Annotated in this window: 21 protein-coding genes; 8 read left to right on the top strand and 13 right to left on the bottom strand. The window is 73.0% G+C overall.

Features of this window, described 5'->3' with window-relative positions:
• Positions 1–57 precede the first annotated feature (57 nt).
• A complete protein-coding gene (pyk, locus tag ACFY0O_RS07100) occupies positions 58–1,485 on the bottom strand; it encodes a pyruvate kinase (protein ID WP_079425842.1) in 1,428 nt (475 codons plus the stop codon).
• Positions 1,486–1,641: 156 nt separating this feature from the next.
• Entirely contained in the window at positions 1,642–2,361 is a 720-nt protein-coding gene (locus tag ACFY0O_RS07105) for an SIMPL domain-containing protein (RefSeq protein WP_388943776.1), read from the bottom strand.
• Positions 2,362–2,514: 153 nt separating this feature from the next.
• On the opposite strand from ACFY0O_RS07105, the gene ACFY0O_RS07110 reads away from it, so the two are divergent.
• On the top strand, positions 2,515–4,320 hold the full coding sequence (locus ACFY0O_RS07110) for a bifunctional metallophosphatase/5'-nucleotidase (RefSeq protein ID WP_388943779.1): 1,806 nt from the start codon (positions 2,515–2,517) through the stop codon (positions 4,318–4,320).
• Positions 4,321–4,381: 61 nt separating this feature from the next.
• On the opposite strand, the gene ACFY0O_RS07115 is transcribed toward ACFY0O_RS07110, so the two are convergent.
• The gene (locus ACFY0O_RS07115) at positions 4,382–5,791 is read right to left on the bottom strand and encodes a lysine N(6)-hydroxylase/L-ornithine N(5)-oxygenase family protein (protein WP_388943781.1); all 1,410 of its coding nucleotides are present in this window, start codon (positions 5,789–5,791) and stop codon (positions 4,382–4,384) included.
• A complete protein-coding gene (locus ACFY0O_RS07120; protein ID WP_388944517.1) occupies positions 5,788–7,161 on the bottom strand; it encodes a pyridoxal phosphate-dependent decarboxylase family protein in 1,374 nt (457 codons plus the stop codon). Before ACFY0O_RS07120 ends, ACFY0O_RS07115 begins: the two co-directional genes overlap by 4 nt.
• A 283-nt stretch (positions 7,162–7,444) precedes the next feature.
• On the opposite strand from ACFY0O_RS07120, the gene ACFY0O_RS07125 reads away from it, so the two are divergent.
• Positions 7,445–9,262, top strand: coding sequence for a hypothetical protein (locus ACFY0O_RS07125; RefSeq protein ID WP_388943784.1), 1,818 nt, complete (start codon positions 7,445–7,447; stop codon positions 9,260–9,262).
• On the opposite strand, the gene pepN is transcribed toward ACFY0O_RS07125, so the two are convergent.
• The 5 genes from pepN to ACFY0O_RS07150 form a co-directional block, all read right to left on the bottom strand.
• On the bottom strand, positions 9,259–11,778 hold the full coding sequence (gene pepN / locus ACFY0O_RS07130) for an aminopeptidase N (protein WP_388943786.1): 2,520 nt from the start codon (positions 11,776–11,778) through the stop codon (positions 9,259–9,261). The two genes, ACFY0O_RS07125 and pepN, sit on opposite strands and share 4 nt — an antisense overlap.
• A gap of 84 nt (positions 11,779–11,862) precedes the next feature.
• Entirely contained in the window at positions 11,863–12,201 is a 339-nt protein-coding gene (locus ACFY0O_RS07135; protein WP_388943789.1) for a chorismate mutase, read from the bottom strand.
• Positions 12,202–12,278: 77 nt separating this feature from the next.
• Positions 12,279–13,427 carry a sensor histidine kinase gene (locus ACFY0O_RS07140; RefSeq protein ID WP_388943791.1) on the bottom strand — a complete coding sequence of 383 codons (1,149 nt, stop codon included), beginning with the start codon at positions 13,425–13,427 and terminating at the stop codon, positions 12,279–12,281.
• 6 nt (positions 13,428–13,433) lie between these two features.
• A complete protein-coding gene (locus ACFY0O_RS07145) occupies positions 13,434–14,090 on the bottom strand; it encodes a response regulator (RefSeq protein ID WP_388943794.1) in 657 nt (218 codons plus the stop codon).
• 210 nt (positions 14,091–14,300) lie between these two features.
• Positions 14,301–15,119 carry a serine protease gene (locus ACFY0O_RS07150; protein WP_388943797.1) on the bottom strand — a complete coding sequence of 273 codons (819 nt, stop codon included), beginning with the start codon at positions 15,117–15,119 and terminating at the stop codon, positions 14,301–14,303.
• A gap of 221 nt (positions 15,120–15,340) precedes the next feature.
• Here ACFY0O_RS07150 and ACFY0O_RS07155 point away from each other — a divergent pair, with 221 nt between their 5' ends.
• A complete protein-coding gene (locus tag ACFY0O_RS07155; RefSeq protein WP_388943800.1) occupies positions 15,341–16,024 on the top strand; it encodes an HAD family acid phosphatase in 684 nt (227 codons plus the stop codon).
• A gap of 139 nt (positions 16,025–16,163) precedes the next feature.
• On the opposite strand, the gene ACFY0O_RS07160 is transcribed toward ACFY0O_RS07155, so the two are convergent.
• From ACFY0O_RS07160 to ACFY0O_RS07175, 4 genes are all read right to left on the bottom strand, one after another.
• A complete protein-coding gene (locus tag ACFY0O_RS07160) occupies positions 16,164–16,841 on the bottom strand; it encodes a DUF4360 domain-containing protein (RefSeq protein ID WP_388944519.1) in 678 nt (225 codons plus the stop codon).
• Positions 16,842–16,916: 75 nt separating this feature from the next.
• Positions 16,917–17,588 (bottom strand): DUF4360 domain-containing protein, encoded by a 672-nt coding sequence (locus ACFY0O_RS07165; protein WP_388943803.1) that lies wholly within the window; start codon positions 17,586–17,588, stop codon positions 16,917–16,919.
• Between the two features lie 502 nt (positions 17,589–18,090).
• The gene (locus ACFY0O_RS07170; protein ID WP_388943805.1) at positions 18,091–18,999 is read right to left on the bottom strand and encodes an SDR family oxidoreductase; all 909 of its coding nucleotides are present in this window, start codon (positions 18,997–18,999) and stop codon (positions 18,091–18,093) included.
• 374 nt (positions 19,000–19,373) lie between these two features.
• Positions 19,374–20,171, bottom strand: a complete 798-nt coding sequence (locus ACFY0O_RS07175; RefSeq protein ID WP_388943808.1) for an SDR family oxidoreductase — start codon at positions 20,169–20,171, stop codon at positions 19,374–19,376.
• A 56-nt stretch (positions 20,172–20,227) separates the two neighbouring features.
• Between ACFY0O_RS07175 and ACFY0O_RS07180 the strand changes: the two genes are divergently transcribed.
• The 5 genes from ACFY0O_RS07180 to ACFY0O_RS07200 are packed head-to-tail and all read left to right on the top strand — an operon-like array spanning position 20,228 to position 24,620.
• On the top strand, positions 20,228–20,968 hold the full coding sequence (locus tag ACFY0O_RS07180) for an enoyl-CoA hydratase family protein (protein ID WP_388943810.1): 741 nt from the start codon (positions 20,228–20,230) through the stop codon (positions 20,966–20,968).
• An 11-nt stretch (positions 20,969–20,979) separates the two neighbouring features.
• The gene (locus ACFY0O_RS07185; protein ID WP_388943813.1) at positions 20,980–21,831 is read left to right on the top strand and encodes a CoA transferase subunit A; all 852 of its coding nucleotides are present in this window, start codon (positions 20,980–20,982) and stop codon (positions 21,829–21,831) included.
• On the top strand, positions 21,828–22,556 hold the full coding sequence (locus ACFY0O_RS07190; protein ID WP_388943816.1) for a CoA-transferase subunit beta: 729 nt from the start codon (positions 21,828–21,830) through the stop codon (positions 22,554–22,556). Before ACFY0O_RS07185 ends, ACFY0O_RS07190 begins: the two co-directional genes overlap by 4 nt.
• Position 22,557: 1 nt before the next feature.
• Positions 22,558–23,655, top strand: coding sequence for an NAD(P)H-dependent flavin oxidoreductase (locus ACFY0O_RS07195; RefSeq protein WP_388943819.1), 1,098 nt, complete (start codon positions 22,558–22,560; stop codon positions 23,653–23,655).
• A 29-nt stretch (positions 23,656–23,684) separates the two neighbouring features.
• Positions 23,685–24,620 (top strand): tyrosine-protein phosphatase, encoded by a 936-nt coding sequence (locus ACFY0O_RS07200; protein ID WP_388943821.1) that lies wholly within the window; start codon positions 23,685–23,687, stop codon positions 24,618–24,620.
• Positions 24,621–24,687: the final 67 nt, after the last annotated feature.

Consider the following 24,687-nt stretch of genomic DNA (forward strand, 5'->3'; position numbering starts at 1 on the left):
CGAGGACACCGCCGGGACCCCGCCCGTGGGGGCTCCGGCGGTGTTCTCGTGGACGCGTCAGTGGACGGGGTCGCCGATGTGGTGGATGCGGACGAGGTTGGTCTTGCCGCTGACGCCGGGGGGCGAGCCGGCGGTGATGACGACGATGTCGCCGGTCTGGCAGCGGCCGATGCGCAGGAGTTCTTCCTCGACCTGGGCGACCATGGCGTCGGTGGAGTCGACGTGGGGGCCGAGGAAGGTTTCGACGCCCCAGGTGAGGTTGAGCTGGGAGCGGGTGGCGGGGTCGGGGGTGAAGGCGAGGAGGGGGATGGGCGAGCGGTAGCGGGAGAGCCGGCGGACGGTGTCTCCGCTCTGGGTGAAGGCGACGAGGTACTTGGCGTCGAGGAAGTCGCCCATTTCGGCGGCGGCGCGGGCGACGGCTCCGCCCTGGGTGCGGGGCTTGTTGCGGTCGGTGAGCGGCGGGAGGCCCTTGGCGAGGATGTCCTCTTCGGCGGCTTCGACGATGCGGGCCATGGTGCGGACGGTTTCGACGGGGTGCTTTCCGACGCTGGTTTCGCCGGAGAGCATGACGGCGTCGGTGCCGTCGATGACGGCGTTGGCGACGTCGGAGGCTTCGGCTCGGGTGGGGCGGGAGTTGTCGATCATCGAGTCGAGCATCTGGGTGGCGACGATGACCGGCTTGGCGTTGCGCTTGGCGAGCTTGATGGCGCGCTTTTGGACGATGGGGACCTGTTCCAGGGGCATTTCGACGCCGAGGTCGCCGCGGGCGACCATGATGCCGTCGAAGGCGGCGACGATGTCGTCGATGTTCTCGACGGCCTGGGGCTTTTCGATCTTCGCGATGACGGGGAGGCGGCGGCCTTCCTCGTCCATGATGCGGTGGACGTCTTCGATGTCGCGGCCGGTGCGGACGAAGGAGAGGGCGATGACGTCGGCGCCGGTGCGCAGGGCCCAGCGGAGGTCTTCGATGTCCTTGTCGGAGAGGGCGGGGACGGAGACGGCTACGCCGGGCAGGTTGAGTCCCTTGTGGTCGGAGACCATGCCGCCTTCGATGACGCGGGTGTGGACGCGGGGGCCTTCGACGGCGGTGACTTCGAGGGTGACGCGGCCGTCGTCGACGAGGATGCGTTCGCCGGTGGTGACGTCGTGGGCGAGGCCCTTGTAGGTGGTGCCGCAGGTGTGGCGGTCGCCTTCGTGGTCTTCGACGGTGATGGTGAACTCGTCTCCGCGTTCAAGGAGTACGGGTCCTTCGTGGAAGCGGCCGAGGCGGATCTTCGGGCCTTGAAGGTCGGCCAGGATGCCGACGCTGCGGCCGGTTTCGTCGGCGGCCTTGCGTACGCGCTGGTAGCGCTCCTCGTGTTCGGCGTAGGTGCCGTGGCTGAGATTGAGGCGGGCGATGTCCATTCCGGCTTCGACCAGGGCTTTGATCTGGTCGTAGGAGTCGGTGGCGGGGCCCAGGGTACATACGATTTTCGCTCGGCGCATGGGGCGAGGGTATGCCCTACCGAGGGGTAGGAAATGAGGTGGGCGTGTCTGCTCAACAACCTTTGGGCAAAGGCTTGTTGACATTTGTTGAATGTGCGTGGGGGTGCTCCGATGAGCACCCCCACGGGGTCACCGCTTCGGCGTTTCGTACGGGTTTCAGAGCTGCGGCGGGGTCATCGTGAAGCGGGCGTTCACTTGGGCGTAGACGGTCTGCCGCTGGGGTTCGAGGTCGAGGGGCGGAGCGGCCTCCTCCTCGGCCCCGGCGAATGTCATGGAGCGGTAGGCGCCGGCGGGGGCGGCCATGGCGAGGGGGGCGGCGTTCTCGGCGCCGAGGTCGGCGAGCTCGACGAGGGCGGCGAGGTCGGCGCCGAGGGCGTGGGCGTATGCGCGGGCGCGCTGGACGGCTTCGAGGACGGCCTGCCGGCGGGCTTCGCCGTGGGCGGGCGAGGTGGGGCGCAGGGCCCACCAGGGGCCGTCGACGCGGGTGAGGTCGAGGTCGGCGAGGCGGGTGGTGAGTTCGCCGAGGGCGGTGAAGTCGTTCAGTTCGGCGGTGATGTGGACGGTGCCGTGGTAGGCGCGGACGCGTTCGCCGCGGCCGTGGCGGGTGAGTTCGGGGGTGATGGAGAAGGCTCCGGTCTCCAGCTTCTCGACGGGGTCGCCGTAGCTCTTGACGAGGTCGAGGACGGTGTTGTTGCGGCGGGTGAGGTCGTCGAGGGCGCTGCGGCGGTCGGTGCCGCGGGCGGTGATGGTGATGCCGATGCGGGCGATCTCGGGGTCGACTTCGAGGCGGGCTTCGCCGCGGACGGCGACGCGGGGCGCTTCGGGGGTGCCGTAGGGCTGGTGGGTGGCCGGGGTGTGCGTGGCGTCCTGGGTCATGGTTTCACTGTCGCACCGTCGCCCGTTCGGGTCTGGTCATCGGATCGAAACCTGGGTGGGGTGTTGCGGCTTGTTACCCATCGGTCAGAATCTACGCGCGTTGTCCACGCGTTTTGACGCTGTACTGACACACGCCTGACTAGGGGAGATGGCATGGGGTTCGACCGTAGGACGTTCATGGGGGCTTCGGCCGCGACGGGGGCCGCCGTGGCGCTGGCGGGGGCGGCGGCTGCTCCGGCCGCCGCCGCGCCTGCCGCCGAGGCGCCGTCGGGGAAGCAGCGGACGTACTCGTTCACCGTGATGGGGACGACCGACCTGCACGGGAACGTCTTCAACTGGGACTACTTCACGGACAAGGAGTTCGACGACAAGGCGCACAACGACATCGGCCTGGCGAAGATCTCTACGCTGGTGAACCAGGTGCGGGCGGAGAAGGGGCGGTGCAACACCCTCCTGATCGACGCCGGTGACACCATCCAGGGCACGCAGCTGGCGTACTACTACGCCAAGGTGGACCCGATCACGGCGCGCCGGGGTCCGGTGCACCCGATGGCGCAGGCGATGAACGCGATCGGCTATGACGCGGCGGCCATCGGCAACCACGAGTTCAACTACGGCATCCCGGTGCTGCGCAAGTTCGAGGAGCAGTGCCACTTCCCGCTGCTGGGTGCGAACGCGCTGGACGCGAAGACGCTCAAGCCGGCCTTCGCGCCGTACAGCATGCACCGGCTGCGGACCCCGCACGGGCGGGACGTGAAGGTGGCGGTGCTGGGGCTGACCAACCCGGGCATCGCGATCTGGGACAAGGCGAACGTGCAGGGGAAGATGACCTTCCCGGGTCTGGAGGAGCAGGCGGCGAAGTACGTGCCGCGGCTGCGGTCGATGGGCGCGGACGTGGTGATCGTCTCGGCGCATTCGGGGTCGAGCGGTACGTCCTCCTACGGTGACCAGCTGCCCTACATCGAGAACGCGGCGGGTCTGGTGGCCGAGCAGGTGCCGGGGATCGACGCGATCCTGGTGGGCCACGCGCACACGGAGATCCCGGAGTACCGGGTGAAGAACAAGGCGACCGGCAAGGACGTGGTGCTGTCGGAGCCGCTGAAGTGGGGGCAGCGCCTGACGCTGTTCGACTTCGAGCTGGCGTGGGACCGGGGCCGCTGGTCGGTGTCGAAGGTGTCGGCGAAGGTGCTGAACTCGAACACGGCCGCCGAGGACCCGAAGATCACGGGCCTGCTGTCGGACGAGCACCGCAAGGTGGTGGCGTACGTCAACCAGGTGATCGGCACCTCGAAGCTGGCGATGAGCTCGGCGGACGGTCCGGTGAAGGACGTGCCGATCATCGACCTGATCAGCCATGTGCAGGCGGAGACGGTCAGGGGCGCCCTGGCGGGTACGCAGTGGGCGGCGCTGCCGGTGCTGTCGCAGGCCTCGTGCTTCTCGCGGACGGCCTCCATTCCGGCCGGGCAGGTGACGATCAAGGACGCGGCGGGGCTGTACCCGTTCGAGAACACCCTGGAGGCGCGTCTGCTGACCGGTGCGCAGCTCAAGGACTACCTGGAGTACTCGGCGAAGTACTACGTCCAGACGGCGCCGGGTGACGTGGTGGACCCGGCGAAGATCACGAACGCGGAGTCGACCCCGGACTACAACTACGACGCGCTGTACGGGCTGTCCTACGACATCGACATCGCGCAGCCGAAGGGTTCGCGGATCTCGAACCTGTCCTTCCAGGGCAAGCCGGTGGAGGCGGCGGCGCAGTTCGTGCTGGCGGTGAACAACTACCGGGCGTCGGGTGGCGGCAACTTCCCGCACGTGCCGCAGGCCAAGCAGCTGTGGTCGAACTCGGAGGAGATCCGCACCACGATCATCCAGTGGGTGAAGGCGAAGGGGACGATCGACCCGGCGCAGTTCGCTTCGGTGGACTGGAAGCTGACGCGGGCCGGGGTGCCGGTCTTCTAGTACCGCCCGCTCTTCTCGGGGCCGGGTTCCGCCGTGGGGCGGGGCCCGGCCCCGTGCGCGTTCAGGGGTGGTCGACGAGCGGGAGGAGGTCGACTGCGGGGCGGGGGCGGGTGTGTTCGCGCTGTTCCAGGCCGAAGGTGGTGAAGGCGGTGCGGTCGGGCTGGGGGTAGGGCTCTTTGCCGGTGAGGGTGTTGAGGATGGCGGCGCTGCGCCAGGCGGCGAGGCCGAGGTCGGGGGCGCCGACTCCGTGGGTGTGGCGTTCGCCGTTCTGGACGAAGACGGTTCCGCTGACGGAGGGGTCGAGGATCATCCGGTAGCGGTCGTCGATGCGGGGGCGGCCGGAGGAGTCCTTGCGCATGTAGGGGTCGAGGCCGGCGAAGAGGCTGGTCAGGGGGCGTTCGCGGTAGCCGGTGGCGAGGACGACGGCGTCGGTGGTGAGGCGGGAGCGGGTGCCCTGCTGGGTGTGTTCGAGGTGGAGTTCGACCTTGGTGGTGGCGACGCGGCCGGCGGTGCGGACGGTGACTCCGGGGGTGAGGACGGTGTCGGGCCAGCCGCCGTGGAGGGTGCGGCGGTAGAGCTCTTCGTGGATGGCGGCGATGGTGGCGGTGTCGATGCCCTTGTGGAGCTGCCACTGGGCGGGGACGAGGCGGTCGCGGACGGGTTCGGGCAGGGCGTGGAAGTAGCGGGTGTAGTCGGGGGTGAAGTGTTCGAGGCCGAGCTTGGAGTACTCCATGGGGGCGAAGGAGGGGGTCCGGGCGAGCCAGGTGAGGCGTTCGCGGCCGGCGGGGCGGGCGCGCAGGAGGTCGAGGAAGACCTCGGCTCCGGACTGGCCGGATCCGATGACGGTGACGTGTTCGGCGCCGAGGATGCGGGCGCGGTGGTCGAGGTAGTCGGCGGAGTGGATGACGGGGACGGTGGGGGCGTCGGCGAGGGGGCGCAGGGGTTCGGGGACGTAGGGGGCGGTGCCGATGCCGAGGGCGAGGTTGCGGGCGTAGGCGCGGCCGAGGGCTTCGGCTTCTCCGTCGGGGTCGAGCTGGGTGTAGTCGACTTCGAAGAGGTCGCGTTCGGGGTTCCAGCGGACGGCGTCGACCTGGTGGCCGAAGTGGAGTGAGGGCAGGCGGCCGGCGACCCAGCGGCAGTAGGCGTCGTATTCGGCGCGCTGGATGTGGAACTGCTCGGCGAAGTAGAAGGGGAAGAGGCGTTCCTTGTGCTTGAGGTAGTTCAGGAACGTCCAGGGGCTGGCGGGGTCGGCGAGGGTGACGAGGTCGGCGAGGAAGGGGACTTGGAGGGTGGCGCCGTCGATGAGGAGGCCGGGGTGCCAGCGGAAGTCGCGGCGCTGGTCGTAGAAGGCGGTGGCGAGGCGGTCGGCGCCTTGGGCGGGGAGGCCGTGGCTGAGGGCGGCGAGGGAGAGGTTGAAGGGGCCGATGCCGATTCCGACGAGGTCGTGGGGTGCATCGTGCTGGGCGGTCATCGGTGGGTTCTGCCTTCCAGGTGGGCGATGAGGGTGTCCAGGTCCCCGGTCGTGGTGTGGGGGTTGAGGAGGGTGGCCTTGAGCCACAGGCGGCCGTCGGCGGTGGCGCGGCCGAGGACGGCGGTGCCGTCGTGGAGGAGGGTGCGGCGCAGGGTGGCGAGCTGGTCGTCGTCCGCGGGGGTGGGGCGGAAGAGGACGGTGGTGATGGTGGGGCGGGCGTGGAGTTCGAAGCCGGGGTGGGCGTCGAGGAGGTCGGCGAGGTGGTGGGCGGTGGCGCAGGTGCGGTCGATGAGGTGGGCGAGGCCGTCGCGGCCGAGTGAGCGCAGGGTGGTGGCGATCTTGACGGCGTCGGGGCGGCGGGTGGTGCGCAGGGAGCGTCCGAGGAGGTCGGGGAGGCCCGCTTCGGTGTCGTCGGTGGCGTTGAGGTAGTCGGCCTGGTGGGCGAGGGGGGCCAGGAGGCGGGTGTCGGGGACGGCGAGGAGGCCTGCGGCGACCGGTTGCCAGCCGAGTTTGTGCAGGTCGAGGGTGAGGGAGCGGGCGCGGTCGAGGCCGGCGAGTTTGGGGCGGTGGCGGGGGCTGAAGGTGAGGGTTCCGCCGTAGGCGGCGTCGATGTGGAGTTCGGCGCCGTGGTGCTCGCAGACGTCGGCGATCGCGGGGAGGGGGTCGATGAGGCCTGCGTCGGTGGTGCCGGCGGTGGCGGTGACGAGGACGGGCCCGGGGGTGTGGGTGAGGGCGGCGTCGAGGGTGGCGGGGTCGAGGGTGCCGGTGGGGGTGGGGAGGGTGTGGGTGGGGGGTAGGCCGAGGAGCCAGGCGGCGCGCGGGATCGAGTGGTGGGCGTTGGCTCCGTGGACGACGGTGAGGCGGGGGCCGTGGCGTTCGCGGGCGAGGAGGAGGGCGAGCTGGTTGGCTTCGGTGCCGCCGGTGGTGAGGAGGGCGTCGGGGTGGGGGGTGGGGTAGAGCTCGGCGGCGAGGGCGGCGGTGAGGTGTGCTTCGAGGGCGGAGGCGGCGGGGGCCTGGTCCCAGGAGTCGAGGCTGGGGTTGAGGGCGCTGACGGCGAGGTCGGCGGCTGCGGCGACGGCGAGCGGGGGGCAGTGGAGGTGGGCGGCGCAGAGGGGGTCGGCGGGGTCGGCTGCGCCGGCGGCGAGGGTGTGGACCAGGGTGGCGAGGGCTTCGTGGTCGCCGGTGCCGTGGGCGGGCAGGGCCTCGCCGAGGGTGGTGCGGACGCGGGCGGCGGTGGTGTGGGGGCCGCCGGCGGGGAGGGGGCCGCCGCGTTCGGCTGCTCCGGTGCGCAGGGCGGTCAGGACGGTGTCGAGGAGGGGCCGCAGTGCGTCGGCGCCGCCCGGTCCGCCGGCGAGCGGGGGCGTGGGCACGGTCATGGGGCCTCCGGGGTGGGCGGGGTGGGGTGCCTGGGGCGGCTGCTCGGTGGCGGGGGCCGGGCGGGACACCCGGCCGGTACAACGAGCAGACCCGAATGGGGTAACCGTCGGGAGGGGACGGGAGTCGGTTTCCGGCCGTCCGACCGGTACGGGCGCGGGGTGGGGGCGGGCGGGCCGGGATGGGGAAGTCTTGGTGTTCCGGGCTCTGGGCCGCAGGTCGCGGCGGGGCTACAGTGCGGTCGGCACGGGGCGCGCGTGCTCTGCGGGAGGGGACCCGATGGCTGGATCCGGAGTGCTGGCGAGGGTGGCCGGGGCGGTCGGCGGGAAGACGGCGGCGGTGGTCGCCGCGGGGGCCGTCGTGGTCGCGGGTGCGGCCGGTGCGGGGGTGTGGTGGACCTCGCAGGGGCCCGAGCCGGTGGTGGTGGTCCAGCGCAGTACGTCGGTATCGGTGCCGGCGGGCGGGGAGCAGCTGACGGTGGCGGGGTGTCTGCCGCACGAGACGGCGCTGGGCGGGGGGTATGCGATCGCCGGGTCGGGGTTCGCGACGAACAGCCATTTCATCGGGGGTGCGTGGCTGGCGTCGGCGTTGAATCCGGGTGACGCGGCGTCGACGCTGACCTCGTACGCGTTGTGCGTGAACGCGAAGCCGCAGGTGGAGGGTGGCTACGACTTCCAGTGGTCGACGTACGCGTTCCTGGACAGGGCGAGCAAGTTCCCGCCTCCCGGGGGCACTCATGACGTGACGACCGAGGGGCCGTTCAAGGGGGTGACGGCCACGACGACGGCCACCCCGCACTGCGGGGACGGGTTCACGATGGTGGGCTCGGAGTTCAAGGCCGACCGGGTTCTGAAGGGGCGGCCGGTGGCGCCGGTGCCGCTGGATCAGCTGACGCCGCTGGCGGCGGCACCCGGTCCGGACGGCAAGGCGGCCGGCGGGAGCGACTTCGTCACGCATCTGAACCCGGGTACGGAGTTGAGTTCCCGTCCGTTCCCGTTGAAGGACTCCTCCGACGTGCTGCGCATGACGCAACTGCAGGCTCCGCAGCCGCCGCAGGCGAACTTCGCGGTGGGGGTGCGGCCGGTCTGCGTGAAGCTGAAGAGCGTGTCGGTGGTGACGGCCCAGGTGGCGGTCGCGGCGGGTGGCAGCGCGCAGGCGACGGTGGCCTGTCCGAAGAACCGGCTGCTGCTGGGGGGCGGGTTCGTCTTCCCGGCGGCCAACGAGCACGGTGCGCCGGAGGCCCCGCAGCGGTATTTCGGGGACGGCTGGCTGTTCGCGGGGACGAACGGGCCCGCTGCGGCGGGGACGCCGTCGGGGGGCCGGGTGCGCGAGTGGCATGTGACGGGGGTGAACCAGCAGAAGCCGGGCGGGCTGTACCACGATTCGGCGTGGGTCGAGCACAGTGACGCCGAGACCTCGACGGGCAACGTCTACCTGGACGCGCAGGCGCACGGCGGGGACGACCAGATGCTGCGTGGCTCCGGGATACCGGACGCGCAGCCGATGATCGCGAGCGCGGTGTGCGCGACGGTCGACGCGAAGGCCACCTCGCCGGCGAAGGGGCCGTCGCCGACGTCGGTGGGGCGGCCGGACCTCCCGTCGGTGCCGGGGGTGACGGATCCTTCCGTTCCGGCGTCGGGGCCGCCCTCGGCGTCACCGTCCCCGTCGCCCTCGCAGTCCGCGGGACACGGCGCCCCGCCCTCGTCCGGCTCCCCGAACTCCCCCTCCCCCGGCCGGTCCACGGGCGGCCAGGACCCGCGCCCGTCGACGAGTGCCCCGCAGCAGCCGCAGCCCCCGGCGGTGGCGATCCGGCAGCCGGGCGGCGGCGGGCAGCTGCGGCGCGGCTGCGAGGAGACCTTCTCCGGATCGGCGCGGACCCGGCCGGGTGACCGGGCTATCACCGATCCGCAGTACACGTCCTGGCAGTTGAAGGGGCCGAACGGGCCGGTGGCGGTGGGGGCGGGCCCGTCGGGCGGGTTCCTGGTGCCGCTGCTGCCCGACGGGACGTATCCGCTGGTGTTCACCGCGACCGACCCGGACAGCGGGCTGTCGGCCAGTGCCCAGGTGTCGGTGCGGATCGCCGGCTGTATCCGCTAGTCGGCCCGGACGGCCTGGGCGGCGCGGACCCGCAGGGTGCGGGCGAGGTCGTCGAGCTGGTCGACGAGGGCGCGGCGCAGCATCGGGATGATCTCGGGGTCCTCCAGGGCGGTGTAGCCGGCCTGGAGGTGGGTCTGGTCCGCGTGGTGGTCGGGGAAGGCCCAGCGGCCGGCGGCCTGCCCGATGGCGGGGCCGCGGCGGGCTCCGAGGGCGATGGCGTCGGGGTAGTAGCGGGTGACGTATTCCTCGACGAGGGCGCTCTGTTCGGGCTGCCAGAAGCCCTGGGCGGTGGCGGTGAACAGGTAGTTGGACAGGGTGTCGTCGTGGAAGAGGCGCTGCCAGGCGGCGGCCTTGGCCTCGGCGGTGGGCAGGGCGGCGCGGCAGCGGGCGGCGCCCTGCTGGCCGGTGGCGCTGGGGTCGGCGGCGAGGGCTGCGTCGATGGCGTCCTCGTCGGCGGCGCCGAGGACGGCGAGGCGGGCCAGGATGCGCCAGCGCAGTTCCGGGTCTAGTTCGGGGCCGCCGGGGACGGTGCCGTCGGCGAGCCAGGCGGCGAGGGTGTCGGGCTGGGTGGCGCTGTCGATGAAGGCGCGCAGGGCGGCGAGGCGCAGTCCGGGCTCGGTGCCGTCTTCGGTGCGGCGCAGCAGGTCGCGGGCGATGGTGGTGAGGGTGGTGAGGGCGCTGGTGCGGTCGGTGGGGGCGGTGTAGAGATCGGCGACGTGGTGGCGGGCGAAGGCGAGGACGCCCTGGACGATGGCGAGGTCGCCCTCGTCGGGCAGCTGGGCCGCGGCGGTGGTGAGGTAGGCGGCGGGGTCGAGTTCGCCGTCGCGGACCATGTCGCGCAGGGAGCCCCAGACGACGGCTCGGGTGAGGGGGTCGGGGATGCGGGAGAGGCCGCGCAGGGCGGTTTCGAGGGAGGTCTCGTCGAGGCGGACCTTGGCGTAGCCGAGGTCGCCGTCGTTGAGGACGAGGAGGTCGGGGCGGGGGCCGGCGGCGGAGAGGACCTCGTCGGTGGGGACGTCGAGGTCGAGGAGGTCGCTGCGCTCCAGGAGGCCGTCGGTGGCGCGGGTGTAGGTGCCGGCGTTGATGCGGTGGGGGCGGCTGCCGTTGCGGTCGACGGTGAGGGTCCAGCCGCCGGCGCCTTCCTGGATGCGGGGGGTGAGGGTGTCGACGCCGGTGGTGCGCAGCCAGATGTCGGCCCAGGCGTGGACGTCGCGGTCGGTGTGGGCGGCGAGGGAGTCCACGAAGTCGGCGAGGGTGGCGTTGGCGAACTTGTGCCGGGCGAAGTGGGTGTTGATGCCGGCGAGGAAGTCCTTCTCGCCGAGCCAGGCGACGAGCTGGCGCAGGGCGGAGGCGCCCTTGGCGTAGGAGATGCCGTCGAAGTTGAGGAGGGCGGCGGCGGTGTCGGGGACGTCGTCGGGGCCGGGGGCGACGGGGTGGGTGGAGGGGCGCTGGTCGGCGGCGTAGCCCCAGGGCTTGCGTTCCATGCCGAACTCGGTCCAGGTGCCGGTGAAGCGGGTGGCTTCGGTGAGGGTCTGGTAGCCCATGTACTCGGCGAAGGACTCGTTGAGCCAGATGTCGTCGAACCAGGCGAGGGTGACGAGGTCGCCGAACCACATGTGGGCCATCTCGTGGGCGATGACCATGGCGCGGCGCTGGCGTTCGGTGTCGGTGACGGCGGAGCGGAAGACGAACTCGTCGCGGAAGGTGACCAGGCCGGGGTTCTCCATGGCGCCGGCGTTGAACTCGGGGACGAAGGCCTGGTCGTAGGAGTCGAAGGGGTAGGGCTCGGTGAACTTCTCGTGGTAGCGGTCGTAGCAGGCGGTGGTGACGGAGAGGATCTCGTCGGCGTCGGCGTCGAGGTGGGGGGCGAGGGACTTGCGGCAGTGGATGCCGAAGGGGAGCCCGGCGTGTTCGGTGGTGACGCTGTGCCAGGGGCCGGCGGCGACGGCGGCGAGGTAGGTGGAGATGACGGGGGTGGGGGCGGAGGTCCAGGTGCCGGCTCCGTCGCCGGCGCGGTCGCCGGTGCGGGTGGTGGTGCCGTTGGCGAGGACGGTCCAGTGGGCGGGGGCGGTGACGGTGAACTGGAAGACGGCCTTGAGGTCGGGCTGGTCGAAGGCGGGGAAGACGCGCTGGACGTCGTCCATGAACATCTGGGTGTAGACGTACGTCTCGCCGTCGGCGGGGTCGGTGAAGCGGTGGAGGCCCTCGCCGGTGCGGGAGTAGCGCATCCGGGTGTCGAGGCGCAGCTCGTGGGGGCCTTCGGTGAGGCCGGTGAGGGGGAGGCGGTTTCCGGTGAGGGCGGCGGGGTCGAGGGGGTGGCCGTCGAGCGTGGCGGAGCGCAGTTCTTCCGGCTTCAGCTCGATGAAGGTGTCCGCGGGGGTGCGGGCGCTGAAGCGGATGACGGTGGTGGAGTCGAAGGTCTCGTCGCCGGTGGTGAGGTCGAGGGTGACGGCGTAGTGGTGGACGTCGAGGAGCTGGGCTCGGAGCTGCGCTTCGTTGCGCGTCAGTGCGGACATGGGGCCCATGCTGCCGGATGGGGGGCCCGGGTCCTAGGCCGTTTGCGGCCGGTCGGGGCGGGGTGCGGCCGCCCCGACCGGGGGTCAGTCCTCGGCGGCGGCGATGGTCTCGTGGTGGCGGATGACCTCGGCGATGATGAAGTTGAGGAGCTTCTCGGCGAAGGCCGGGTCGAGCTTGGCGTTCTCGGCGAGCTGGCGCAGGCGGGCGATCTGCCTGGCTTCGCGGCCGGGGTCGGCGGGGGGCAGGTGGTGGCGGGCCTTGAGGTGGCCGACCTGCTGGGTGCACTTGAAGCGTTCGGCGAGCATGTGGACAACGGCCGCGTCGATGTTGTCGATGCTGTCGCGCAGGCGGGCCAGTTCGGCGGTGACGTTCTCGTCGATCGCCTCGGGGTCGGTGCCGCTGTCGCGGTCGCTGGTGTTCATGGTCACCGAGCTTACGTGGCGGGCGGGCGTGTCACCCCTGGCATGTCGCTGGGTGAGACGGGGCCCGGAGCGCGTGGTCACAGGGGCAGCAGGGCGGTGACGAGCCAGCCGCCTTCGGGGGCGGGGCCGGCGGCGAGGCGGCCGCCGAGGGCTTCGGCGCGTTCGGTCATCCCGGCGAGGCCGTAGCCGCCGCCGCGGGCCTTCTCGGAGAGCCGGGCGGGGTGTCCGCCGTCGTCGGCGACGCGTACTTCGAGGCCGGCGGGGACGGTGCGCAGGCCGATGCGGACGGCGGTGGCGGTGGCGGCGTGTTTGCCGATGTTGGTGAGGGCTTCGAGGACGATGCGGTGGGCGGTGGCGGCGACGTCGCCGGGGATGCGGTCCTCCAGGCCCTGTTCGACGTAGAGGACGACGGGTGGGCCGGTGAAGCGGCGGGCGAGGTCGCGGATGTCGGCGAGGCCGGCGACGGGGGCGGTGGCGGGGGCCGTGGGGGTGCCGTCGTCCTCGCGGAGGATCCGTACGAGGCGGCGCATGGAGCCGAGGGCCTCGTCACCGGCGGTTTCGATGCGGCCGAAGACCTCGGCGGCGCGTTCGGCGGTGACGCGGGTGAAGCGGGCGGCGCGGGCCTCGACGACGATGCCGGTGACGTGGTGGGCGACGAGGTCGTGGAGTTCGCGGGCGAGTTCGAGGCGTTCGGCGGTGCGTACGGCGTGCAGTTCGCGCAGGCGCTGCACGGACTGCAGGCGCAGCAGGAGCGAGTAGGCGGTGACGACGACGGTGAGGACGGAGAAGAGGAGGGTGAAGCGGCCGGGGTCGGTGTCGCGTACGGGTACGGCCATGCAGCCGAGGCCGAGGAGGGAGCCGAGGACGGCGGCGGTGCGGGCGGAGGTGCGCAGCAGGACCTGGGAGAGCAGGACGAGGAGGGCGATGGCCTCGCCGGCGCCCCAGACGACGGTGGGCCGTTCGCCGAGGACGAGCAGGAGGGTGACGGTCCAGGTGGTGGCGGCGGCGAACCAGGCGCGGGCGAGGAGGGGCAGGCCGGGCCAGGGGGCCGCGCTGAGGCAGACGAGGATGCCGGAGACCCAGACGGTGGCGTGCGGGGGGCTGGGCTGGCGGGCCAGGACGATGCCTTCGAAGGTGACGAGGGCGAGGAGGAGTGCGCAGAGCAGCAGCCGGATGCGGGCGGCGGCGCGGGGGTGGCGGCGGGCCCAGGAGGCGAGGGGGCTCACGGGCTTTCACGCGGTGGTGGCGGCGAGGCCGCTTTCCCAGGCCCAGGCGGCGATCTCGACGCGGTTGCGGGCGGTGAGTTTGGCCTGGACGTTGGCCAGGTGGGTTTTGACGGTGGACAGGGAGACGTAGAGCTCGGCGGCGATCTCGGCGTTGGTGAGGCCGCGGGCGAGGCAGCGCACGACGTCCTGTTCGCGTTCGGTGAGGGGTTCGGAGGGGCGGCGGGCGGCCTGGGGGCCGGCCATGCGGGGGGCCATCTCGCGCAGCAGACGGACGGTGATGGCGGGTGAGACGAGGGCGTCTCCGGCGGCCGCGGCGCGGACGGCTTCGACGAGCATGGCGGGGCTGGCGTCCTTGAGGAGGAAGCCGGAGGCTCCGCCGTGGAGGGCCGCGTGGACGTATTCGTCGAGGTCGAAGGTGGTGACGATGACGATGCGGGGGGTGTCCTGGCCGGAGAGGCGGCGGGTGACCTCAAGGCCGTCGACGCGGGGCATGCGGATGTCGAGGAGGAGGACGTCGGGGTGGTGGGCGGTGACGGCGTCGAGGGCGGCCTGCCCGTCGGCGGCGTCGGCGACGACCTCGATGTCGGGCTGGCTCTCGAGGATCATCCGGAAGCCGGTCCTGACCATGTCCTGGTCGTCCGCGATGACCACTCTGATCGCCATGCGCCGCCTGCCCCACTGTCGCCTGTCGCCCGCTCGCCGGGGTGTCCCCGTCCCATGGGACCCGGGGGTGGGGCGGCCCGCAACCGGACGGCCGGGGGCTCGCCCTTCCGGCCGGCTCGGGTCCGGCCGGAAGGGAGAGGTGCGCGGGTGGGGGGGTGCGCGGGTGGGGGGGTGCGCGGGTGGGGGGGTGCGGGCGGCGGGGCGGTGGGGTTACAGGCCGGCGGCGGCGGCCCGGATGTCGGCGGCGAAGGTGGAGACCTCGGAGTAGACGCCGGGGTATCCGGCGCGGGCGCAGCCCTCGCCCCAGCTGACGATGCCGACCTGGATCCAGGCGTTGGTGTCGTCGCGGCGGAACATGGGGCCGCCGGAGTCACCCTGGCAGGTGTCGGTGCCGCCCTGGTCGTAGCCGGCGCAGATCTCGTCGGAGGGGACGAGGGAGTCGCCGTAGGCGGCCTGGCAGGCGGCGTCGGAGACGAAGGGGACGGTGGCTTTGAGGAGGTAGCGCTGCTGGGATCCGCCTTCGCGGGCGGCGCCCCAGCCGGCGACGGTGAAGGTGCCGTTGTCGTAGGCCTTGGTGTCGGCGATCTTCAGGGTGGGGAGGTTGATCGGCTTGGCGAGCTTGATGAGGGCCCAGTCCTTGCCCTGGCCGTTGTAGCCGGGGGCCTGGAGCACCTTGGTGGACTTGACCTTGATCGCGCTGCTGCTCTGGAGGTCGACGACGCCGGCGGTGGCGGTGATGGAGGTGTTGTTGCCGGAGCCGTTCACGCAGTGGGCGGCGGTGAGGACGATCTGCTGGGTGTAGAGGGCGCCGCCGCAGCCCATGGAGAGGCGGACCATGAAGGGGAACTCGCCCTGGCCGGCGCGGGTGCCGCCGACGACGGGGGTCGGGGAGGCGCTGGCGCCGGTGGGCTGGAGGCTGGCGGCGGCGAGGGCGACGGCGCCGACGGCGAGGCCGCGCTTGAGGATCGTGGCAAGGGTGGACACGGTCAACACACTGCCTTTCGTGGGGGGTTGGGCTGTGCGCGCCATCCGATGAATGACGAGTCCATGACACATCGGCGCCCGGGAGGGCGACAAGAACACGTTTTCGGACAATCCCCGCCACCCGGCGGGCTCCGCGCCCCGGATTCATTTCACGGCCACGAAAAGTTTCCTACCGGCCAGTAGACACGGGTGGGATTCTGGCCAACTCTGGGCACGTACATGCCAATCCCCGGTATATGCCGAGCCGTTCCGAGGAGCGCCCCCCCATGCGCAGCACCCGCCGCACCCGCACGTCCCGTACCGCCGCCGCGACCGTGGCCGCCGCGGCCGCCGTGATGACCCTGCTGCCGGCCGGCTCCGCCGCCGCGGCCCCGGCCGCCACGCCCGCGCCCGCGCCCGCTCCGGCGGCGGTCACGGCCTCGGCGCCGGGCGGCAACGCGGCCATCCTCGGCATCGACTATGCCACCTGGCAGCGCGACGTGGCCTCCGTCGTCGACGCCGCCCGCCCGGCCATCGAGCAGCGGATCGCGGCCGCCCCGGCCGGCGAGAAGCCCGCGATCGTCCTGGACATCGACAACTCCTCGCTGGAGACGGACTTCCACTGGTTCTGGACCTTCCCGACCCCGGCGATCGACAAGGTCCGCGCGCTGACCCAGTACGCGAACCAGCGCGGGGTCGCGATCTTCTTCGTCACAGCCCGCCCGGGCATCGTGTACTCCCTGACCGAGCGCAACCTCAAGGCCGTCGGCTACCCGGTCACCGGGCTGTACGTGCGCGACCTGCCGGCCCTGTTCGAGCAGGTCAGCGCGTACAAGACGGCCAAGCGCGCCGAGATCGAGGCCCGCGGCTACACGATCATCGCCAACATCGGGAACAACGAGAGCGACCTGGTCGGCGGCCACGCCGAGCGCACCGTCAAGCTCCCGGACTACGGCGGCAAGCTCTCCTGACACCGCCGGACCGGATCCGGCGGGCCGGAGGTGGTTCGAACGCGCGGTATGGCGGGTAGTCATATCCCATCGCACGAGTGCCGGGCCCGGCCCCTCGCCAGGGGGCCGGGCCCGGCGCCCGTTCAGCGGGCCGCCGCCGCTACGCCTTCTTCGGCGCGGGGCAGGTCTGCCAGGCGAGGTGGTAGAGCGTGCTGACGCCGGCGTCGGTGGAGTCCATGGCCATGAAGCTGGTGGCCGTCTGCGGGTTCGAGGTGCCGGCGTTCACCCGCAGCTCGGTGTTGATGTTGAAGTTGCGCTTCTCCCCGCACGGGGACCAGACGAGGTCCGCGTACTCCGTCTTGTCGCTGGTCTGCCAGTTGTCGTTCAGCGGGCCGGTGAAGGAGTGCGTGCGCTGGGTGGTCTGCGGCATCCCCTGGAAGTAGTAGTTCGCCCGTTCCTGGCCCGAGGCTCCGGGCTGCAGGAACGCGAACCCCCGGTAGTCCGCCTGGACGATCGCGTAGGTGAACCCGGACGGGACGTGGACGCGCAGGTTGAGCTGGCAGTTCTTGCGGAAGGCCGTCGGCGGGGCGCCGGGGCCGACCTGGGCGAGGTACTCGCTGTAGGTGACGGTGAAGGCCGTGTTGTCGGGGGCCACGGCCACCTGGGCGGTGCCCTCGCGGCAGCCGGAGCCGTTGACGGTGGCGAGCTCGATCACGATCTTGTCGGGCGGAACGGTGATGGGCGGAAGGCCGCCCGAACCCGGGGCGGCGGCCCCGGCGGGGGCGGACGTCGCGATGAGCGCGGCGGCCGCGGCGGCGGTGAGCAGGGTACGGGACAGGGAATGAGACATCGTTGTCACTCCTGACTCCTGGTCCTGGGGTCTGCTGCGCGAAGCCCGGTGTGGACGTGGCCGTCAGGCCGCGGGGCACTCCTTCCACTCGAAGTGGTAGACCGTGCTGACACTGCCGTCGGTGGAGTCCATGCTCATGAAGCTGAGGTTCTGCGAGCCGGACGTGCCCGCGTAGACCCGCAGTTCGGTGTTGACGTTGAGGTTGCGCTCCTCCCCGCAGGGGGCCCAGACGAGGTCGGCGTAGTCGGTCTGGTCGCTCGCCTGCCAGTTGTCGGTGAGGGGGCCGTTGAACTGGTGGGTGCTGCGGGCGGTCTGGGCGTTGCCCTGGAAGTAGTAGTTGGCGCGCTGCTGGCCGTAGGCGCCGCGCTGGAGGTGCGCGAAGCCGCGGTAGTCGGCGCGGGCGATGGCGTACGTGAACCCCTGCGGGACGTGGATCCGCAGGGCCAGCTGGCAGTTCTTGCGGAAGTCCGTCCCGCCGGAGCCGGCGCCGGTCTGGGCGAGGTAGTTGCTGTAGGTGACGGTGAAGGCGGTGTTGTCGGAGGCGGCGGCGACGTCGGCGGTCCCCTGGGGGCAGCCGGAGCCGTTGACCCCGGCGACCTCGACGGTGACCCGGCCGGGCGGGGGGAGGGAGGGGGTGCCGGGGTGGGCCTGGGCCTGGGCGGCGGGGGCGGGGAGGGCGGTGAGGGCCGCCAGGGCCGTGACGGCGGCGCCGAGCGGGAGTCTGCGGAGGGGCATGAGGGGTCTCCGTTCGTGCGGAGGGGGCCCGGATTGGGCATGCACATGCCACCACGGTGTTGCCGGGCGGGGGAGGGTTCGATACGGCCATCGGGGGGCCGGGGGTGGTCGGTCCGTACCGGCTGGCCGATTCCGGCGAGCGGCCGCCCGTCGCTCCGCCGGTCGGCGGCGTCCGCGTCCGGCGGGGCCGGCTCCCGCCGGGCGCCCGGATGTCCGGAACCCGGAGCCGTGGTCCCGCTGCGCGGTGCCGGCCTCCCCGCCCCACCCTTCGCCCGTTCCCGCGGGGGCTGCGCCCCGGACCCCCTGGGGGCTCCGCCCCCAGACCCCCACGCCTCAAACGCCGGCGAGGCTGGATTTGGGCGCGCCTGGTCTGTCGCCCGCGGCAACGCCCGCGCGCACCGGGCGCGGAGCGCCCGGAACGGCGTCAGGGGCGGAGCCCCTGGGAACGGACGAAGGGCGGGTAGGGGAAGGCTCCGCGCAGCGGGACCGCGGTGTCGCCCGGCTACTGGGCCCCGTACGCCGGGAGCGGCGGCTCCGAGAGGGACAGGAGCTTGGCGGCGGCCTCGCCCGCCTCCGACGGGGTCCAGCGCGATCCCCGGTCCACCGTGGCCCCGGGCCGCCAGCCGTCCATCACGGTGATCCGCCCGCCCTCCGCCTCGAAGACCCGGCCCGTGACCCCGGCGGACGCCTCCGCGCCCAGCCACACCACCAGCGGGGACACGTTCTCCGGCGCCATCGCGTCGAAGGCCCCCGCCTCAGGGGCGGCCATCGTGGCCGCGAAGGCCTCCTCGGTCATCCGGGTCCGCGCCGCCGGGGCGATGGCGTTGACCTGGACCCCGTACCGGCCCATCTCCGCCGCCGCCACCAGCGTCAGCCCGAGGATCCCCGCCTTGGCCGCGCTGTAGTTGCCCTGGCCCACGGAGCCCAGCAGACCCGCCCCCGAGGAGGTGTTGACGACCCGGGCCGCGACCGGCCGGCCGGCCTTCGCCTCGGCCCGCCACCAGGCGGCCGCCGCCCGCAGCGGCAGGAAGTGGCCCTTGAGGTGGACCCGCATCACCGCGTCCCAGTCGTCCTCACCGAGGTTGACCAGCATCCGGTCCCGCAGGAACCCGGCGTTGTTGACGAGGGTGTCCAGCCGCCCGAAGGCGTCGAGGGCGCAGGCCACCAGTGAGTCCGCGCCCTCGCCCGTCGCGACGTCCCCGCCGTGCGCCACCGCCTCCCCGCCCCGTGCGCGGATCTCCTCCACCACGCGGGCGGCCGGGCTGCCGGGCCCGGGCAGGCCGTCGAGTCCGACCCCGAGGTCGTTGACGACCACCCGTGCCCCTTCCGCCGCGAAGGCCAGGGCGTGGGCCCGGCCCAGCCCCCGGCCGGCGCCCGTCACGACGACCACGCGTCCGTCCACGATGCCCATGTCAGCTCTCCTCACAGTCGACCCGCCTCCGCCGGCCCCTCCGGCCACCGGTCCCACACCCCGCCGGCCCCCGGCCGGCCGCCTCGCCCCGTCGTTCCGCCCGCCCCCTTCCGGCGTTCCCGCCAGGCCACCCATCCGCCCGCGGCCCGTCAGGCCCGGCTAGCGCGCGCCCAGCCCACCCCGGACCGGCGCCCGACCCACCCGGGCCGCCAGCCCGCCCGCCCGCTCCGACCCCCCGTCCGCCGGCCCCGGCCCCGGGCCCACAGCCCGCCCCGGCCCCCTGGCGCCCGCCGCTCCGGCGACCCACGCGCCCTGCCGGCGGTCCCGTGACCGCCCCCGACGGAGCCACCACCCCCGGACGCCCCCGTGCGCCCTCACCGCGGCGGTGTCGCCGGGGTGTCGGGGGCGGTGGGGGGCCGGTTGGCCGTGGCGGCCGTGAGGAATGCCGGGCGTTCGCCGCCGCCGTGGAGCAGCAGGCTCGCCCCGCTCACGTAGGCCGCGCGGTCCGAGGCCAGGAACACCGCCGCCTCCCCCACGTCCGCCGGCTCCGCCAGGCGGCCCAGCGGGACCGTGGCGGCGACCGCCGCGACGCCCGCCGCGTCCCCGTAGTGCAGGTGCGCCAGCTCGGTGCGGACCATGCCGAGGACCAGCGAGTTGACCCGTACCTCGGGGGCCCACTCCACCGCCATCGAGCGGGCCAGGTTCTCCAGCCCCGCCTTCGCCGCCCCGTACGCGGCCGTGCCCGGCGAGGGGCGGGTTCCGCTGACGCTGCCGATCATCAGCACCGATCCCCGGCTCTCCCGCAGCCACGGGTAGGCGGCCAGCGAGGCCGTCAGCGGGGCCACCAGGTTGAGGGCGACGACCCGCGCGTGCCGCTCGGGCCCGCCCTCCCCCAGCAGCCGGTACGGGGTCCCGCCGGCGTTGTTGACCAGGCAGTCCAGCCGCCCGTGGCGCCCCGCGACCCCCTCCAGGAACTCCCCGACGGCGTCCGGGTCGCGCAGGTCCACGGCGGTGAAGGCCGCCTCCCGCCCGCCCTCCGCCACCGGCGCGTCCGGCGGGCGGCGCGCGCAGACGGCGACCTCCGCGCCCGCCGCGAGGAACGAGCGGGCGATCCCGGCGCCGACGCCCCGTGTTCCGCCGGTGACGACCACGACCCTCCCCTTGAGCTCCATCGGCTGCTACCTTCCTCACCTAACAAATGTTTGGTGGAAAGGTAGCTGATCCGCTCATGGGTGTCTCCACCTCCAGCCCGGACAAGGGCATCGCACTCGTCACAGTGGACTTCCCGCCCGTCAACGCCCTCCCCGTGCACGGCTGGTACGAGCTCGCCGACGCCCTGCGCGCCGCCGGGCGCGACCCCGAGGTGCGCTGCGTGGTCCTGACGGCCGCCGGCCGGGGCTTCAACGCCGGGGTCGACATCAAGGAGATGCAGCGCGACAGCGGCCACGCCGCCCTCATCGGGGCCAACCGCGGCTGCTACGAGGCCTTCGCCGCCGTGTACGAGTGCGAGGTGCCGGTGGTGGCGGCCGTGCACGGCTTCTGCCTGGGCGGCGGCATCGGCCTCGTCGGCAACGCGGACGCGATCGTGGCCTCCGAGGACGCCGTCTTCGGGCTGCCCGAGCTGGACCGCGGGGCCCTGGGCGCGGCCACCCACCTGGCCCGGCTGGTCCCGCAGCACCTGATGCGCGCCCTCTACTACACCTCGCGCACCGCCACCGCCGCCGAACTGCACGCCCACGGCTCGGTGTGGAAGGTGGTCGCGCGGGCGGAGCTGTCCGCCGCCGCCCTGGAACTGGCGGCCGAGATCGCGAAGAAGGACGGCACCCTCATCCGGCTGGCCAAGGGCGCCATCAACGGCATCGACCCGGTCGACGTGCGCCGCAGCTACCGCTTCGAGCAGGGGTTCACCTTCGAGGCCAACCTCAGCGGGGTCGCCGACCGGGTCCGCGACACCTTCGGGAAGGCATAGGGAGGCACCGCATGACGGACAAGACCATGACCCCCGACGAGGTGGTCGGGCGGCTGCGCAGCGGAATGACCCTCGGGATCGGCGGCTGGGGCTCCCGGCGCAAGCCGATGGCCCTGGTGCGGGCACTGCTCCGTTCCGAGATCACCGATCTCACCGTGGTCGCGTACGGCGGCCCCGACGTCGGGCTCCTGGCCGCCGCCGGACGGATCCGCCGCCTGATCGCCCCCTTCGCCACCCTGGACTCCGTCCCGCTGGAGCCGCACTTCCGCGCCGCCCGCGAGAGCGGCTCCCTCGCCCTCACCGAATACGACGAGGCGATGTTCATGTGGGGCCTGCACGCCGCCGCCAACCGGCTGCCCTTCCTGCCCGTCCGCGCCGGCCTCGGCTCCGACGTCATGCGGGTCAACCCCGAGCTGCGCACCGTCACCTCCCCCTACGCCGACGGCGAGGAGTTCGTCGCCGTCCCCGCCCTGCGCATGGACGCGGCCCTGGTCCACCTCAACCGCGCCGACCGCCTCGGCAACGCCCAGTACCTGGGCCCCGACCCCTACTTCGACGACCTCTTCTGCGAGGCCGCCGACGCCGCGTACGTCTCCTGCGAGCAGCTCGTGGAGAGCGCCGAGCTCGCCAAGTCCGGCCCGCCGCAGTCACTCCTGGTCAGCCGGCACTCGGTCACCGGGGTCGTGGAGACCCCGAACGGTGCGCACTTCACCTCCTGCGCGCCCGACTACGACCGCGACGAGGCCTTCCAGAAGCTGTACGCGGCCACACCCTGGCCCGAGTTCGCGGCCCGCTTCCTCTCCGGGGCGGGCGAGCACGACTACCAGAGCGCCGTCCGGACCTGGCGGGAGGAACAGCGATGACCACGCGCGCCGAGTACTGCGTGATCGCCTGCGCCGAGGCCTGGCGCGGCGACGGGGAGGTCCTGGCCAGCCCGATGGGCCTGGTCCCCTCCTTCGGGGCCCGGCTGGCCAAGCGGACCTTCTCCCCCGACCTGCTGCTGACCGACGGCGAGGCGATGCTGGTCGGCCTGGACGGCACGGTCGAGGGCTGGCTCCCGTACCGCCGCCACCTGACCATGGTCACCGGCGGGCGGCGGCACGTGATGATGGGCGCCAGCCAGATCGACCGGTACGGCAACCAGAACATCTCCTGCATCGGCGACTGGGAGCGGCCCTCCCGCCAGCTGCTGGGCGTACGCGGGGCGCCCGTCAACACCCTCAACAATCCGGTGAGCTACTGGGTGCCCCGGCACTCCCCGAGGGTGTTCGTCGAGCGCGTCGACATGGTCAGCGGGGTGGGGTACGACCGCGCGCGGGCGGCCGGGCCGTCCGCGTCCCGCTTCCACCGGCTGCCGCGCGTGGTCAGCGACCTGGGCGTCTTCGACTTCGACGGCCCCGGGCACGTGATGCGGCTGGCCTCCGTGCACCCCGGGGTCACGGTGGAGGAGGTCCGCGCGGCCACCGGGTTCGAGCTCGCGGTCGGTGAGGAGGCCCCGTTCACCCGGGAGCCCACGGCCGAGGAGCTGCGGCTGATCCGCGAGGTGATCGACCCGAAGGGCCTGCGCGAGCGCGAGGTGCGGGGCTGACATGGCGGCGAGGGAGTGGGACACGGCGTTCACCAAGCTGGTCGGGGTCCGGTACCCGATCGTGCAGACGGGCATGGGCTGGGTGGCCGGCCCGCGCCTGGTGTCGGCGGCGGCGGAGGCGGGGGCCCTGGGCATCCTGGCGTCGGCGACGATGACGACCGAGCAGCTGCGCGCGGCGGTCCAGGAGGTGCGCTCGCGCACGGACGCCCCGTTCGGGGTGAACCTGCGGGCCGACGCCGGGGACGCGGCCGAGCGGGTCCGGCTGATCATCGACGAGGGCGTGCGGGTGGCCTCGTTCGCGCTGGCCCCGTCCCGGGAGCTGATCGCCCGGCTGAAGGACGCCGGGGTGGTGGTGATCCCCTCGGTGGGGGCGCGCCGGCACGCCGAGAAGGTCGCGGCCTGGGGGGCCGACGCGGTGATCGTGCAGGGCGGGGAGGGCGGCGGGCACACCGGGGACGTGGCGACGACGGTGCTGCTGCCGCAGGTGGTCGACGCCGTGGACGTCCCGGTGGTGGCGGCGGGCGGGTTCCGTGACGGGCGGGGGCTGGTGGCTGCGCTGGCGTACGGGGCCGCCGGCGTCGCCATGGGCACCCGGTTCCTGCTGACCTCCGATTCGACGGTTCCGGACGCCGTGAAGGCCGAGTACCTGAGGGCGACCGTCAAGGACGTCACCGTCACCACGGCGGTGGACGGGCTGCCGCACCGGATGCTGCGGACCGAGCTGGTGGCCTCCCTGGAGCGTGCGGGCCGGGCGCGGGCGCTGGCCCGGGCGGTGCGGCACGCGGCGGGCTTCCGGAAGCTGTCGGGGCTGTCCTGGTCCCGGATGGTGCGCGACGGCCTGGCGATGAAGCACGGCAAGGACCTGTCCTGGAGCCAGGTCCTGCTCGCCGCGAACACCCCGATGCTCCTGAAGGCGTCCATGGTCGAGGGCCGCACGGACCTCGGTGTCATGGCATCGGGCCAGGTCGCGGGGGTGATCGAGGATCTGCCGTCGTGTGCGGAGCTCGTCGACCGCGTCATGGCCGAAGCGCACGCCGTGCTGGACCGGCTGCACGCGTCCGGTCCGCACCCGCTCGGCACCCTGCCACCACCAGGGTGATCCCCTTCTCCGTCACAGGAGTCGCCCGTATGAGACGTGCCCGCATCCGCCTGGCGACCGCGGCGACCGCCGCCGCGCTCGCCCTCGGGACCCTGCCCGCCGCCGCGTACGCGGCGGCGGCTCCGGCCCCCGCGGCCCGTGCCCGGCACCACCAGCTCCAGTCGCCGTCCCCGGCGATCCGGCAGATCCCCCTACAGGGGGCCGTCAACCTCCGGGACGTCGGCGGCTACGACACGTACACCGGCGGCCGGGTCCGCCAGGGGCTGGTCTACCGCTCCGACGCACTGGGCAAGCTGACCGCGGCGGACATCACCACCGTCTCCGGTCTCGGCCTCACGAAGGTCGTCGATTTCCGCATCCCGATGGAGCTCCAGTACGACGGCGCCGACAAGCTGCCTCCGGGGCTCTCCCCCACCTCCCGTCCGGTCAGCGACCTGGGCCTGTACGCCACCCTGGTCGGCGCGATATCCAGCGGCGACCCCGTCAAGCAGGAGCAGATGCTCGGCGGGGGCCGGGCCGAGGCCTACATGCGGGACGTCTACCGCACGTTCGTGACGAGCCCCGAGAACCGGGCGCAGTTCGCGGCGACGCTGCGGGAGATCGCGGACGGCGGCCAGGGTCCGCTGCTCTACCACTGCACGTCGGGCAAGGACCGGACGGGGTGGATGAGTTACGTCCTGCTGCGCGCGCTGGCCGTGCCGCAGGCGACGGCCGAGAGCGACTACCTGGCCTCGAACACCTTCCGGGCGGCGTACGACGCCCAGGTGCGCGCGGGGTTGAAGCAGTCGGGCCGGATGCAGAACCCGGACCTGCTGATCCCGCTCCAAGAGGTCCGCCAGGACTACCTGGACGCGGCGACGACGCGGATGGAGGCCGACTACGGGAGCTTCTACGGCTACCTGACGGACGGTCTGGGCCTGGACCTGCGGACGCTGTCGAAGCTGCAGAACAAGCTGGTCCGGTAACCGCCGGGGATGCGCGAAGGCGCCGGGCAGCTGCTCTGCCCGGCGCCTTCGGCGTGCTCGTGTCAGG

The organism is Streptomyces sp. NPDC001594 (genome assembly GCF_042893675.1).
GTDB lineage: Bacteria > Actinomycetota > Actinomycetes > Streptomycetales > Streptomycetaceae > Streptomyces.